We start from the raw sequence: 14,335 nt of genomic DNA on the forward strand, positions 1-14,335 counted from the left end.
ACGCAGCACGTAAGCAGGGGAGAGGGAAGCACCGATCATGAGCGTGGTCCTGGATGTCATCTACATCGCGCTGATGGTGTTCCTCATCGTGCTCATCTTCCGGTTGGTCATGGACTATGTCTTCCAGTTCGCCCGCTCATGGCAACCCGGCAAGGCGATGGTGGTCGTTCTGGAGGCCACCTACACTGTCACCGATCCACCGCTCAAGCTTCTGCGGCGGGTCATCCCGCCGCTGCGTCTCGGGGGCGTGGCGCTCGACCTGTCCTTCTTCGTACTGATGATCATCGTCTACATCCTGATCTCGATCGTGAGCCGGCTGTGAGCGATGTGAACTACCGTCTTGCCGATGCCGACGACTACGTTGAGGTGAAGAGATGCCGTTGACCCCCGAGGACGTGCGGAACAAGCAGTTCACGACCGTCCGCCTCCGAGAAGGCTATGACGAGGACGAGGTCGATGCCTTCCTCGACGAGGTCGAAGCCGAACTGACCCGTCTTCTCCGCGAGAACGAGGACCTGCGCGCCAAACTGGCCGCGGCCACGCGTGCTGCTGCCCAGAACCAGCAGAACATGCGCAAGCCTCCGGAGCAGGATCAGCAGCCCGGCATTCCGAACCAGGGCATGCGAGGCCCGGGTGCACCGGTGCCCGCCGGCATATCGGGCCCGCCGCAGCAGCCGATGGGTGGCCCCATGGGTGGCCCGCCCCAGCTGCCGAGCGGTGCCCCGCAGCTGCCTGCCGGTCCCAGCGGTCAGGGTCCGCAGGGTCCCGGTCCGATGGGCCAGGGTCCGATGGGTCAAGGCCCGATGGGCCAGGGTCCGATGGGTCAAGGCCCGATGGGCGGTCAGCCGCCCATGCAGCAGATGGGTGGCCCGATGGGCGGCCCCATGGGCGGTCCCATGGGCGGTCCGATGGGCGGCCCCGGTCAGGGCCCCGGCGGCGACAGCGCCGCCCGTGTCCTCTCGCTGGCCCAGCAGACCGCCGACCAGGCGATCGCCGAGGCCCGCTCCGAGGCCAACAAGATCGTCGGTGAGGCGCGTTCGCGCGCCGAGGGTCTCGAGCGGGACGCCCGCGCGAAGGCCGACGCCCTTGAGCGGGACGCGCAGGAGAAGCACCGCGTCGCGATGGGCTCCCTGGAGTCCGCCCGCGCCACGCTGGAGCGGAAGGTCGAGGACCTCCGTGGCTTCGAGCGCGAGTACCGCACGCGCCTGAAGTCCTACCTCGAGTCGCAGCTGCGTCAGCTGGAGACCCAGGCGGACGACTCGCTTGCCCCGCCGCGCACTCCGGCCACGGCGTCCCTGCCGCCGTCCCCGGCGCCCTCCATGGCTCCGGCCGGCGCGAGCGCCCCGTCCTACGGCGGCAACCCGATGGGTGGTGCGCCGAGCCCCGCTGCTCCGTCCTACGGCGGGCAGCAGCAGATGACGCCGGCCATGACCCAGCCCATGGCGCCGGTCCGTCCGCAGGGTCCGTCTCCCATGGGCCAGGCGCCCTCACCGATGCGAGGCTTCCTCATCGACGAGGATGACAACTGACGGTTGGTAGTACGCCGTAGGCGTCGGCAGCGTTCAGGGCGAGGCCCCGGAATTTCATCCGGGGCCTCGCCCTTTTCCCATGCGCGTTCGGGGTTGTCGGGGTGGTTGTTCGGGCGGGGGCGCGTTTGTACGTGGGCACGCAACGCCGAAGGCCTGGGGCACGGAGATTTTTCCGGGTGCCTTTGTGGTTGCCCGGCGTTGGTGCGGGCCCACGATGGCCCGCGGACCGACGGAGGAGCGGCTGGGCGGGTGCGGCTGACGGCGGCCCTGCGAGCGGCAGCCGCGGTGGGAGAGGGTCTGGAGGTGCAGTCACCGACGGCGCTGCACCTCCAGCGTGGGTGAGCTAGGCCTTGCGGAGGCGGAACGTCAGCGTCAGACCCTCGTCGGTGAAGGGGACGCCATAGCTGTCGTCCGCCTCGCCCTGGGCGAAGTCCGTCGCCAGGACCTCGTCCGAGATCAGAGACGCGTGCTCCGTCAACGCCGAGACCACCGCCGCATCCACCGCAGCCCACCGCAGCGCGATGCGGTCGGCCACATCGAGGCCGCTGTTCTTGCGGGCCTCCTGGATCAGCCGGATCGCGTCACGGGCCAGGCCCGCACGACGGAGTTCCTCCGTGATCTCCAGGTCCAGGGCCACCGTCGCACCGGAGTCGGACGCCACCGACCACCCCTCGCGCGGCGTCTCCGTGATGATCACCTCGTCCGGGGCCAGCGCGACCGTCTCGCCGTCGACCTCCACCGACGCCGCGCCCTCGCGAAGGGCCAGGGACAGCGCCGCCGCGTCGGTGGCCGCGATGGCCTTGGCGACGTCCTGGACACGCTTGCCGAACCGCTTGCCCAGTGCACGGAAGTTCGCCTTGGCGGTGGTGTCCACCAGGCTCCCGCCGACCTCGCTCAGCGAGGCCAGCGACTCCACGTTCAGCTCTTCCGTGATCTGCGCGTGCAGCTCCGGGTCCAGCGCCTCGAAGCCCGTCGCCGCCACCAGCGCCCGCTTCAGCGGCTGACGCGTCTTGACGCCCGACTCCGCGCGCGTGGCACGGCCCAGCTCCACCAGGCGACGGACCAGGACCATCTGCCGGGACAGCTCCGGGTCGATCGCCGACAGGTCCGCCTCCGGCCACGACGCGAGATGGACGGACTCCGGGGCGCCCGGAGTGACCGGCACCACCAGGTCCTGCCAGACCCGCTCGGTGATGAACGGGGTCAGCGGAGCCATCAGTTTCGTGACCGTCTCGACGACCTCGTGCAGCGTGCGCAGCGCGGCCTTGTCGCCCTGCCAGAAGCGGCGACGGGAACGCCGTACATACCAGTTCGACAGGTCGTCGACGAACGCCGACAGCAGCTTGCCGGCGCGCTGGGTGTCGTACGCCTCCAGGGACTGCGTCACCTGGTCCACCAGCGCGTGCAGCTCGCTGAGCAGCCAGCGGTCCAGGAGCGGGCGGTCGGCCGGGGCCGGGTCGGCCTCGCTGGGCGCCCAGTCCGACGTACGCGCGTACAGGGCCTGGAAGGCGACCGTGTTCCAGTACGTGAGGAGGGTCTTGCGCACGACCTCCTGGATGGTGCCGTGGCCCACGCGGCGGGCGGCCCACGGGGAACCGCCGGCCGCCATGAACCAGCGGACCGCGTCGGCGCCGTGCTGGTCCATCAGCGGGATCGGCTGCAGGATGTTGCCCAGGTGCTTGGACATCTTGCGGCCGTCCTCGGCGAGGATGTGGCCGAGGCAGACGACGTTCTCGTAGGACGACTTGTCGAAGACCAGTGTGCCGACCGCCATCAGCGTGTAGAACCAGCCTCGCGTCTGGTCGATGGCCTCACTGATGAACTGCGCCGGGTAGCGGGTCTCGAACAACTCCTTGTTCTTGTACGGGTAGCCCCACTGCGCGAACGGCATCGAACCCGAGTCGTACCAGGCGTCGATGACCTCCGGCACGCGCGTGGCCGTCCTGCCGCAGCCCTCGTGGGGGCACGCGAAGGTGACGTCGTCGATGAACGGGCGGTGCGGGTCCAGCGCCGACTGGTCGGCGCCCGTCAGTTCGGTGAGCTCCGCGCGCGAGCCGACGCAGGTGAGGTGGTCGTCCTCGCAGCGCCAGATCGGCAGCGGGGTGCCCCAGTAGCGGTTGCGGGACAGCGCCCAGTCGATGTTGTTGTTCAGCCAGTCGCCGTACCGGCCGTGCTTGACCGTCCCCGGGAACCAGTTGGTGTTCTCGTTCTCCTGGAGGAGGCGGTCCTTGATGGCCGTGGTGCGGATGTACCAGGACGGCTGCGCGTAGTAGAGGAGCGCGGTGTGGCAGCGCCAGCAGTGCGGGTAGCTGTGCTCGTACGGCAGGTGCTTGAAGAGCAGGCCGCGGTTCTTCAGGTCCTCCGTGAGCTTTTCGTCGGCCTTCTTGAAGAAGACGCCGCCGACCAGCGGCACGTTCTCCCCGAAGGTGCCGTCCGGGCGGACCGGGTTGACCACCGGCAGACCGTAGGCGCGGCAGACCTTGAGGTCGTCCTCACCGAAAGCGGGGGACTGGTGGACCAGACCCGTACCGTCCTCGGTCGTGACGTACTCGGCGTTGACGACGAAATGCGCCGGGGCCGGGAACTCGACGAGCTCGAACGGACGTTGATACGACCAGCGCTCCATCTCGGCGCCCGTGAAGGTCTCGCCGGTGGTCTCCCAGCCCTCGCCGAGGGCTTTGGCGACCAGCGGTTCGGCGACGACGAGCTTCTCCTCGCCGTTCGTCGCGACGACGTAGGTGACCTCGGGGTGCGCGGCGACCGCGGTGTTGGAGACCAGCGTCCAGGGGGTGGTCGTCCACACCAGGAGCGCGGCCTGGCCGGCGAGCGGACCGGAGGTGAGCGGGAAACGGACGTACACGGACGGGTCCACGACCGTCTCGTAGCCCTGCGCCAGCTCGTGGTCCGACAGGCCCGTGCCGCAGCGCGGGCACCAGGGGGCGACGCGGTGGTCCTGGACCAGCAGACCCTTGTTGAAGATCTCCTTGAGCGACCACCAGACCGACTCGATGTACTCGGGGTCCATCGTGACGTAGGCGTCGTTGAGGTCGACCCAGTAGCCCATGCGGGTGGTGAGCTCTTCGAAGGCGTCGGTGTGGCGCAGGACGGACTCGCGGCATCTGGCGTTGAACTCGGCGATGCCGTACGCCTCGATGTCCTGCTTTCCGGAGAACCCGAGCTCCTTCTCGACCGTCAGCTCGACGGGCAGTCCGTGGCAGTCCCAGCCGGCCTTGCGGGCCACGTGGTAGCCGCGCATGGTGCGGAAGCGGGGGAAGACGTCCTTGAAGACGCGCGCCTCGATGTGGTGGGCGCCCGGCATGCCGTTGGCCGTGGGCGGGCCCTCGTAGAACACCCACTCCGGGCGGCCCTCGGACTGCTCCAGGCTCTTGGCGAAGATCTTCTGCTCGCGCCAGAAGTCGAGCACCGCGTGCTCGAGCGCGGGCAGGTCGACCTGGGCGGGCACCTGGCGGTACGTCGGCGTTGTCATCAGCGAGCTTCCTCCGGCGGACTTGCTGCCTTCCGTCCGGAGGGACGAGAGCTGTGTCTTCCCTTGCGCCGACTTCGGCGCGCTCCCGCGGTACCACCCTCCTTGGCCCTCCGGTGCTCCGTGCACACCGGTGAGCCCCCTCATTGGGGTCGCGATGCCGGTTCTACTCGCCCGGGACGGCCCGTGGGCGGGGCCCACTGTCCAGGACTTTCCTCCGGCGGCTCCGGGGTGATCTTCACGTCGCGCTCGCCCCCGGGCTTCCACCGTCCCCGGGTCGCTCTGGGCTGCGTACGCCGCTACTCGTCCCCATCCACGCTTTTCGCTCCGCCCAGTGTACGGCGCCACGAGGACAGCGGCCGACCGGTTTTTCCGGGGCCCGGGAGACCGGGGCGTGCGGGATGTTTGGTGACCCGAATGGAGCGGTACGTGTGTTCGGGTTCTGGGACGTCCGGCACGGCGGATTACCTGGCGGGGAGCTGGGCACAACGCATGCAGGCTTGCGGCGCGCCATCCGTGAGCCGGGCGAATCGGGCGGTGCGCCCCGTTGCCGCGGGACTCAAGTCGATTTATCGTCCCAGCACGATTCGCGCGCAAGATCACAATATGTGAAGGGGCCGCGGCATGGTGGTGAAGAAGACCGCCGTACAGCAGTCGGCGTCCGGCAGATCCACGAACGCCTCCGGCAGTGCGGCCAAGGATGTGAGCGGGAAGAAGAGCGCCCGGGGAGGGCCAGGAACGCGTGCCGCGAAGCCTGTGAAGGCGGTGAAGACGGTCCGGGGGGCGACCGCTGCCGGGGCGGAGAGGGAAACGGAGGGGGCGGAGAGGGCCGCGGCGGGAGCGAGGGCGGCGGGGAAGAGGACGGCCGCGAAGGAGACGGCCACCAAGAAGACCGCGGACAGGAAGGCGACGGAATCGAAGGCGGCCCCTTCGGAGAGGGCTGCCGCGAAGAAGGCCACCGCGAAGAAGGCCACCGCGGCCGGAGCCTCGGCGGCGGGGAGGAGCACGGGGGCGAGGAAGAAGGCGGCCACTGCGAAGAAGGCCGCCACGAAGACGGCGGCTCCTGCGCCGAAGGCCGCCACGAAGACGGCGGCCACTGCGAAGAAGGCCGCCACCACGAAGACGGCGGCCCCTGCGAAGAAGGCCGCCACCACGAAGACGGCGGCCCCTGGGAAGAAGGCCGTCACCACGAAGACGGCGGCCGCGAGGAAGGCCGCCGCGAAGGAGGTCGCCACGTCCGAAAGGACTGCGGCCACGAAGGCTGCGGCCAAGGAACGCCTGGCCAAGAAGGGCGAGGCCACGAGGGGCGCGGCGGCGAAGACGGCCAGGAAGACGGCCAGGACGGTCAAGAAGAGCACGGCCAAGAAGAGTGCGGCCAAGAAGGTGGGCGCGGCCCAGGTCGCGGAGCAGACGGGAGCCACGACGGTGGTTGCGAAGAAGACTCCTGGCACGGCCACGGCGGCCACGAGCGCCGTTCCCAAGGCACGGGTCGCCGCGGTGGAGCCCGGCGAACTCGCGGTGCGCCCCGGCGAGGACCCCTGGACGCCGGAAGAGGTCGAGGAGGCGAGGTCCGAACTGCTGTCCGAGGGGACCCGGCTGCGCGACGAGATCGAGTCGTCCGAGGCGTCCCTCGTGGGGCTCATGCGCGACTCGGGGGACGGCGCGGGCGACGACCAGGCGGACACCGGCGCCAAGAACATCACGCGCGAGCACGAGCTGGCACTGGCGGCCAACGCGCGCGAGATGCTGATCCAGACCGAGCGCGCCCTGGAGCGGCTGGACGCGGGAACGTACGGCCTGTGCGAGAACTGCGGCAACCCCATCGGCAAGGCCCGGATGCAGGCCTTTCCGCGGGCGACCCTGTGCGTCGAGTGCAAGCAGAAGCAGGAGCGCCGGTACTGATCACATGGGACCCTGGGGGCGTGCCGTACCCTCGTCCTCAGTCAGGTATCTAGGTTGAAGGACTCACGTGGCAGAGGCGGAGCGCATCATCGGTACGCCGGACACCCCAGAGGCGGCGGCGGACGAGCCGGAGCAGATTCCGGCCGAGCGGCCGAAGGGCAGGCGCCGTATCGCCGTGCTGTTCGCGGTCGCCGCTTTCGCGTACGTCCTCGACCTGGTCAGCAAGATGATCGTGGTCGCCAAGCTGGAGCATCACGCGCCGATCGAGATCATCGGGGACTGGCTGAAGTTCGAGGCCATCCGCAACGCGGGTGCCGCGTTCGGCTTCGGCGAGGCCTTCACCGTGATCTTCACGCTGATCGCGGCGGCCGTGATCGTGGTGATCGCCCGGCTTGCCCGCAGGCTCTACAGCCTGCCCTGGGCGATCGCGCTCGGCCTGCTGCTGGGCGGCGCGCTCGGCAACCTCACCGACCGGATCTTCCGCTCCCCGGGCGTCTTCGAGGGCGCGGTCGTCGACTTCATCGCGCCCAAGCACTTCGCCGTGTTCAACCTCGCCGACTCGGCGATCGTCTGCGGCGGCATCCTGATTGTGCTGCTGTCCTTCAAGGGGCTCGACCCGGACGGGACCGTCCACAAGGACTGATCCACAAGGACTGATCCACAAGGACTGAACCCAAGGGCGACAGGAACCGCGTCCCGGGGCTTGATCCACAGGCTCCGGTCGGGGCTACCGCGCCCGTCCGGCATACTCGACGGGTGAGCACCCTTCCCGAGATCCGTACCCTGCCCGTGCCCGACGGCCTGGAGGGCGAGCGCGTCGACGCCGCCATCTCCCGGATGCTGGGCTTCTCCCGGACCAAGGCGGCCGAGCTCGCCGCCGCGGGGAAGGTCACGGTGGACGGGGCGGTGGTCGGCAAGTCGGAGCGCGTGCGTGGGGGTGCCTGGCTCGAGGTCGAGATGCCGCAGGCGCAGGCGCCCGTGCAGGTCGTCGCCGAGCCGGTCGAGGGCATGGAGATCGTGCACGACGACGACGACGTGGTCGTGATCGTCAAGCCGGTCGGTGTCGCCGCGCACCCCTCTCCGGGCTGGAGCGGCCCGACCGTCATCGGCGGCCTCGCCGCGGCCGGGTACCGGATCTCGACCTCCGGCGCCGCCGAGCGCCAGGGCATCGTGCACCGCCTCGACGTCGGCACGTCCGGGCTGATGGCCGTCGCGAAGTCGGAGTACGCGTACACGTCGCTCAAGCGCCAGTTCAAGGAGCGCACGGTCGACAAGCGCTACCACACCCTGGTGCAGGGCCACCCCGACCCGACCAGCGGCACCATCGACGCGCCCATCGGGCGCCACCCGAACCACGACTACAAGTGGGCGGTCACGGCCGACGGGAAGCCGTCCGTCACGCACTACGACCTCATCGAGGCCTTCCGAGCGGCGTCGCTGCTCGACGTGAAGCTGGAGACCGGCCGCACCCACCAGATCCGCGTCCACATGGCCGCCCACCGGCATCCCTGCGTGGGCGACCTCACGTACGGCGCGGACCCGACGCTCGCCAAGCGCCTGCGGCTGACCCGGCAGTGGCTGCACGCCGTGCGGCTCGGCTTCGAGCATCCCGGCGACGGGCAGTGGGTCGAGTTCGAGAGCGACTACCCGGCCGACCTGCAGAAGGCGCTGGACCAGGTGCGCGAGGAGACGTACGGATGAGCCTGCCGTCGTATGTCGTGCGTGTCGCCGAGGATCTTGCCGATCGCGAGCTGTGCTTCGCGGTGCGCAAGGAGGTCTTCGTCGTCGAGCAGGGTGTTCCGGAGGAGATCGAGTACGACGCCTACGACGCCGGGGCGGTGCATGTGCTGGCCGTGCGCGAGGACGGGGTGCCGCTGGGGGCTGGACGGCTGCTGTACGGGGAAGCCGGTGACGATCCGTCCGTCGGTTCCCTCGGGCGGCTCGCCGTGACGGGCGGGGCGCGCGGGCTGGGTGTCGGGGCCGCGCTGGTGCGGGCCATCGAGGAGGAGGCGCGGGGGCGTGGGCTGACGGCTGTGGATCTGCATGCGCAGACCCATGCGCTGGGGTTTTATGAGCGGTTGGGGTACGTGGCGTACGGGCCGGAGTATCTGGAGGCGGGGATACCGCATCAGGGGATGCGGCGCTCTCTCTAGGGGGCTCCCGCGCCACCCGTTTCCGGTCGGCTGAGAGGTTGCCGTCCCACGTGGTGGTTCAGCGCCGTCGGGGGCTTTCGCTTCGTAGGATCGGATCATGACTCGTAACGTCGTGATCAGTGGTGGCGGTACCGGGATCGGGCTTGCCACGGCCCAGCTCTTCGCCGCGGACGGGGATCAGGTGCTGCTGCTCGGGCGGCGTGCCGAGGTGCTGGAGAAGGCCGGGGTGCCCGGAGCGCTCACCTATGCCGCGGACCTCAGCAAGCCGCGCAGCGTACGCGGGGTGGAGCGGTTCGTCGCCGCCGAGTTCGGCACCGTGGACGTACTGGTCCACAGCGCCGGAGGCGCCGGGTACCTGGAACCGAAGGTGGACAGCGACGAGCCGCTCGATGTCGTCCTGCACAACTGGACCCTCAACTTCGGGCTCAACACCCTCACCGCGGCGCTGCTCACCGAAGCCCTCAAGGACCGGCTCGCGGAGCCGGGCGGGCGGCTGCTGTTCCTGAGCTCCATCGCCGCGTTCCGGGGGTCCGGGAGCGGGGCGTACGCGGGCGCCAAGGCCGCCCTGCACCCGTACGCCCATGATCTGGCACGCCAGTTGGGGCCGCGCGGCATCACCGTCAACGTCGTCGCGCCCGGATACGTCGAGGACACCGAGTTCTTCGGCGGCGCGATGGAGGAGTCGCGGCGGGAGCGGCTCATCGGGGAGACCTCCACCGGGCGGGCCGGCACGCCCGGGGACGTCGCCGCCACGCTCCACTGGCTCGCCTCCCCGGCGGCCGGGCACATCACCTCACAGGTCATCCAGGTCAACGGTGGTGCCGAGCGCGGCCACTGAGGCGCTGACTCAGCCCCGGCCCGTCCTCGGCGTTTCGTGGGCGCGGCGTGCCACCATGCCGTCGGGGGATCGCCGGCCCGGGGGGAGTACCGCGTCCGCCGTGTTGACGCGGGGCAGTGCGTAGGGGTGTTCCTGCGACAGCCAGCGGATCATCTGCTCGCGGACCGTGACCCGGACCGTCCATATGTCGTCGGCGTCCTTCGCCGTGACCAGGGCCCGTATCTGCAGGGTGTTCGGTGTGGAGTCGGTGACCGCGAGGCCGTAGTCGCGGCCGTCCCAGGCCGGGCACTCGCGCAGGATGTCGCGGAGTTTCTCGCGCATCAGCTCCGTCGGCGCCGAGTGGTCGAGGTGCCAGTAGACGATGCCGGTCATCTGGGCGCCGCCGCGCGACCAGTTCTCGAACGGTTTCGACGTGAAGTACGAGACCGGCATGGTGATCCTGCGCTCGTCCCAGGTTCGTACGGTCAGGTACGTCAGCGTGATCTCGTCGACCGTGCCCCACTCGCCGTCCACCACGACCGTGTCGCCCAGCCGCACCATGTCGCCGAAGGCGATCTGCAGCCCGGCGAACATGTTGCTGAGCGTGGACTGGGCGGCGACACCGGCGACGATGCCGAGGATGCCGGCCGAGGCCAGCAGCGAGGCGCCCGCCGCACGCATCGCGGGGAACGTCAGCAGCATCGACGCGACCGCCACCACGCCCACGATCGCCGACACCACCCGCATGATCAGGGAGACCTGCGTACGCACGCGCCGGACCCGGGCCGGGTCGCGCTGGGCGCGGGAGGAGGCGTAGCGGCTGTACGACGTCTCGACGACCGCCGCCGCGATACGGATCACCAGCCAGGCCGCCGAGCCGATCAGCACCAGCGTCAGCGCGCGGCCGATGCCCACCCGGTGCTCCTGCAGCAGCTCCGCCTCGTCGTACGACCCTCTCAGCAGGGCCGCGCACAGGACGAGCTGGTACGGGATCCGGCCACGGCGCAGCAGCCCCCACAGGGGCGTCTCGGAGTGCCGTCGGTCGGCCTGACACAGCAGGCGGTCGGTGGCCCAGCCGATGAGCAGCGTCAGGACGACCGAGCCGCCGACCACGATCACGGGTCGGAGTAGGTTCTCCATGCCTTCGAACGTAACCGGCAGGGCGGGCCCATGAACATGTGGCTTTTGTGAAGAGGCACGGACAGCGTTGTCGGTCCCGGCTGGCACCATGGCCTCATGAACATCATGCTCTTTCACTCGACCTTCGGTCTGCGGCCCGCGGTGCGCGCGGCGGCGGACCGGCTGCGTGCCGCGGGGCACGAGGTGTGGACGCCGGACCTCTTCGAGGGGCGCACGTTCGACACGGTCGAGGAGGGCATGGCCTTCAACGCGGAGATCGGCAAGGACGAGGTGCTCAAGCGGGCCGTCCTGGCCGCCGCGCCCTACTCGGAGCGCGGGCTCGTGTACGCCGGTTTCTCACTGGGCGCCTCCATCGCGCAGACCCTCGCCCTCGGCGACGACAAGGCACGCGGGTTGCTGCTCCTGCACGGCACGTCGGACCTCGCTCCGAACGCCTCGGTGGACGAGCTGCCGGTGCAGTTGCATGTCGCCGAGCCGGATCCGTTCGAGACGGACGACTGGCTGTCCGCCTGGTATCTGCAGATGGGCAGAGCCGGTGCCGACGTGGAGATCTACCGGTACGCCGGGGCCGGCCACCTCTACACCGACCCCGACCTGCCGGACTACGACGAGGAGGCGGCCGAGGCCACCTGGCGGGTGGCACTCGACTTCCTCGACAGTCTGTAGCCGGGGCTACACGGGGTCGTACGTCCGCTCGACCTTCTGCGTACCGGTGCGGGTGCGGTACGAGCGGGCCCAGGAGGAGGTGGCGCCGGCCTTGGTGCGGTCGGACAGGACGTAGTAGTCCATCTGCGCGCGGTCGGCGGTGATGTCCAGGACGCCGTAGCCGTGGCGGTCGGTGTCGACCCAGTGGACGTGGCGGTTGGCGGCCCGGATGATCGGCGAGGCGACCGCGGAGACCGTGCCCTCGGGGACCTTCAGGATGTCGTCGAGGTTGTCGGAGGTCACCGAGGTGACGACGAACTCCGTGGCGGCCGAGGCGGACAGCGGGTAGGTCCCGGCGTTCACCGGCACGTCGTTGGCCCACGCCATGTGGATGTCGCCGGTCAGGAAGACGGTGTTGCGGATCGCGTTCGAGCGCAGGTGCGCGAGCAGTTCGCGGCGGTCGTCCGTGTATCCGTCCCACTGGTCGGTGTTGAGGGCGAGGCCCTCCTTCGGCAGCCCGAGCAGTTCGGCGAGTGGCCCCAGCAGGTCGGCGGAGAGGGAGCCGATGGCGAAGGGCGAGATCATCACCGAGTTGCCGACCAGCCGCCAGGTGGTGTCGGACGCCTTCAGTCCCGCCTTCAGCCAGTCCAGTTGCGCCCGCCCGGTGATCGTACGGGCCGGGTCGTCGACGGAGCCGTTGCCGACGGAGACCTGCTGCGAGCGGAAGGAGCGCAGGTCGAGCAGCGAGAGATCGGCGAGCTTGCCGAAGCGCAGACGGCGGTAGGTGGTGCCGGCGATCGCCGGGCGGACCGGCATCCACTCGAAATAGGCCTGCTTGGCGGCTGCCTGACGCGCGGACCAGGTGCCTTCGGCGCCTTCGGTGTGGTTCTCGGCGCCGCCCGACCAGGCGTCGTTGGCGAACTCGTGGTCGTCCCAGATGGCGACGACGGGCGCCACCGCGTGCAGGGCCTGCAGATCGGGGTCGGTCTTGTAACGCCCGTGCCGGGTGCGGTAGTCGGCGAGCGTGAGGATCTCGTGGGCCGGGGCGTGCGGCCGTACGACCGTGTCGCGGGTCCCGTACTCGCCGGTGCCGTACTCGTAGATGTAGTCGCCCAGGTGCAGCCAGGCGTCAAGGTCGCCGCGGGCCGCGAGATGGCGGTAGGACGCGAAGTAGCCGGCCTCCCAGTTGGCACAGGAGACCACACCGAAGCGGAGGTTGGAGACGACCGCGTCGGTGGCGGGCGCGGTGCGGGTGCGGGCGACGGGGGAGTCGGTGCCGCCGGCCGAGAAGCGGAACCAGTAGTCCGTGGCCGGCGCCAGGCCCCGGATGTCCGCCTTGACGGTGTGGTCGGAGGCGGCGGTCGCGGTGACGGAGCCCTTGGCGACGATGGTCGTCAGCGCCTTGTCCCTGGCGACGACCCAGTTCACCTCGGTGTCCGGGCCGAGCCCGGAGCCGGGTATCGCTTCGGACGTGGGCGTCACTCGGGTCCACAGCAGGATGCCGTCGGGCAGCGGGTCGCCGGAGGCGACGCCGTGCAGGAAGGCGGGTGCCTCGTCGGCCGCACGAGCGGGCAGCGCCGTGGCGAGCGGGCCGGCCAGAGCGGCGGTGGCCGCGGCGGCCTTGACGACCGTACGACGGCTCGGCGAAAGCGAGTTGGCGCGCTCTGACGGTCTGTCGGCGCTCTCGGATGATCTGTATCGACTGGTCACGGGCGATCAGATTACTGACCAGTACGACAAAAGAGCGGGCGAACCAGCAAAAGTTCGCCCGCTCTTCTACTGAAGGACGGTTCAGGCCTTGAGCGCCGCCTCGATCGCCGTGTTGAAGTCGGCGACCGTCATCGGAGCGTTCTTGCCGTCGGATCCGGTCAGCGTCTTGTCGTCCATCTTCAGGGTCGGGGTACCCGACACACCGCTCTTGTCGAACGTCGCGGACATCTCCAGCGCCCACCGGTCGTAGGTGCCGTTCTTGACGGCGTCCTGGAACTCCTTGTTGTTCTTCAGCGCGGAGACCGTGTCCGCCACCTTGATCAGGTAGTCGTCGCTCTTGAACTTGTCGTCGGACTCCTCGGGGTGGTACTTCGCCGAGTACAGCGCGTTCTTGTACTCGAGGAACGCCTCGGGGCCGACGTTGAGCGCCGCACCCAGGGCGCTGAGCGCGTTCTTGGAGCCCTCGCCGGTCAGGCTGCGGTCGAGGAAGCTGGCGCCGACGAACTGGATCTTGAACTTGCCGGCTTCGTAGTCCGCCTTGATCGTCGAGCCGACAGTCTGCTCGAACTGGGCGCAGATCGGGCAGCGCGGGTCCTCGTACATCACGAGGGTCTTCTTGGCGGTGCTCTTGCCGATGACGACCGTCGTGCCGTTCTCGCCGCTGGTGTTGGCCGGCTTGACCAGCTTGGCGGTCTTGGCCTCCTCCCAGTAGCTGGGCTTGTTGGCCTGGATGACGGCGTAGCTTATGCCGCCCGCCGCAGCCAGGACGCCGACCGCCGAGAGGGCGACGATGAGCTGCCGCCTGACCTTGGCCTTCTTGGCCTGGCGCTCGCGCTCCTGGCGCAGCCGCTCCCGGGCCTGGGTCTTCGCCGCCTGGCTGTTCCGCTTGCTCATGTTGGTGATCTCCATGTGGGACGCGCACATGTCGTACGCGGGATACGTGTGGGGGACTGGT

At 69.7% G+C, this 14,335-nt stretch carries 12 protein-coding genes; 8 read left to right on the plus strand and 4 right to left on the minus strand.

What is annotated here, in order from left to right; all coding sequences use genetic code 11:
- Window positions 1-37: 37 nt before the first annotated feature.
- Together ABZO29_RS32980 and ABZO29_RS32985 are read left to right on the plus strand one after the other, a co-directional pair.
- Complete coding sequence (locus ABZO29_RS32980; RefSeq protein WP_037668845.1) at window positions 38-322, plus strand: YggT family protein; 285 nt, start codon at window positions 38-40, stop codon at window positions 320-322.
- Between the two features lie 52 nt (window positions 323-374).
- A complete protein-coding gene (locus tag ABZO29_RS32985) occupies window positions 375-1,529 on the plus strand; it encodes a DivIVA domain-containing protein (RefSeq protein WP_367323831.1) in 1,155 nt (384 codons plus the stop codon).
- 343 nt (window positions 1,530-1,872) lie between these two features.
- Here ABZO29_RS32985 and ileS read toward each other — a convergent pair whose 3' ends face one another.
- Window positions 1,873-5,016 (minus strand): isoleucine--tRNA ligase, encoded by a 3,144-nt coding sequence (ileS, locus tag ABZO29_RS32990; RefSeq protein ID WP_367323832.1) that lies wholly within the window; start codon window positions 5,014-5,016, stop codon window positions 1,873-1,875.
- A 621-nt stretch (window positions 5,017-5,637) separates the two neighbouring features.
- Between ileS and ABZO29_RS32995 the strand changes: the two genes are divergently transcribed.
- The 5 genes from ABZO29_RS32995 (at window position 5,638) to ABZO29_RS33015 (ending at window position 9,906) form a co-directional block, all read left to right on the plus strand.
- A complete protein-coding gene (locus tag ABZO29_RS32995; RefSeq protein WP_367323833.1) occupies window positions 5,638-6,915 on the plus strand; it encodes a TraR/DksA family transcriptional regulator in 1,278 nt (425 codons plus the stop codon).
- Between the two features lie 67 nt (window positions 6,916-6,982).
- Window positions 6,983-7,558, plus strand: coding sequence for a signal peptidase II (gene lspA / locus ABZO29_RS33000; RefSeq protein WP_367323834.1), 576 nt, complete (start codon window positions 6,983-6,985; stop codon window positions 7,556-7,558).
- A 113-nt stretch (window positions 7,559-7,671) separates the two neighbouring features.
- The gene (locus ABZO29_RS33005; RefSeq protein ID WP_367323835.1) at window positions 7,672-8,616 is read left to right on the plus strand and encodes an RluA family pseudouridine synthase; all 945 of its coding nucleotides are present in this window, start codon (window positions 7,672-7,674) and stop codon (window positions 8,614-8,616) included.
- Entirely contained in the window at window positions 8,613-9,068 is a 456-nt protein-coding gene (locus tag ABZO29_RS33010) for a GNAT family N-acetyltransferase (RefSeq protein WP_367323836.1), read from the plus strand. The genes ABZO29_RS33005 and ABZO29_RS33010 overlap by 4 nt, the downstream gene beginning before the upstream one ends.
- A gap of 97 nt (window positions 9,069-9,165) precedes the next feature.
- Window positions 9,166-9,906 (plus strand): SDR family NAD(P)-dependent oxidoreductase, encoded by a 741-nt coding sequence (locus tag ABZO29_RS33015; RefSeq protein WP_367323837.1) that lies wholly within the window; start codon window positions 9,166-9,168, stop codon window positions 9,904-9,906.
- A gap of 9 nt (window positions 9,907-9,915) precedes the next feature.
- Here the strand turns inward: ABZO29_RS33015 and ABZO29_RS33020 are convergent, their stop codons facing one another.
- Window positions 9,916-11,025, minus strand: coding sequence for a mechanosensitive ion channel family protein (locus tag ABZO29_RS33020; RefSeq protein ID WP_367323838.1), 1,110 nt, complete (start codon window positions 11,023-11,025; stop codon window positions 9,916-9,918).
- Between the two features lie 96 nt (window positions 11,026-11,121).
- On the opposite strand from ABZO29_RS33020, the gene ABZO29_RS33025 reads away from it, so the two are divergent.
- Window positions 11,122-11,691, plus strand: coding sequence for a dienelactone hydrolase family protein (locus ABZO29_RS33025; RefSeq protein WP_367323839.1), 570 nt, complete (start codon window positions 11,122-11,124; stop codon window positions 11,689-11,691).
- A 6-nt stretch (window positions 11,692-11,697) separates the two neighbouring features.
- Here the strand turns inward: ABZO29_RS33025 and ABZO29_RS33030 are convergent, their stop codons facing one another.
- Window positions 11,698-13,380 carry an alkaline phosphatase gene (locus ABZO29_RS33030; protein ID WP_367323840.1) on the minus strand — a complete coding sequence of 561 codons (1,683 nt, stop codon included), beginning with the start codon at window positions 13,378-13,380 and terminating at the stop codon, window positions 11,698-11,700.
- A gap of 81 nt (window positions 13,381-13,461) precedes the next feature.
- Window positions 13,462-14,274: a thioredoxin domain-containing protein gene (locus ABZO29_RS33035; RefSeq protein ID WP_367323841.1), complete on the minus strand. Its 813-nt coding sequence runs from the start codon at window positions 14,272-14,274 to the stop codon at window positions 13,462-13,464.
- Window positions 14,275-14,335: the final 61 nt, after the last annotated feature.

This window comes from Streptomyces sp. HUAS ZL42 (assembly GCF_040782645.1).
In the GTDB taxonomy this organism is placed as follows: Bacteria; Actinomycetota; Actinomycetes; order Streptomycetales; family Streptomycetaceae; genus Streptomyces.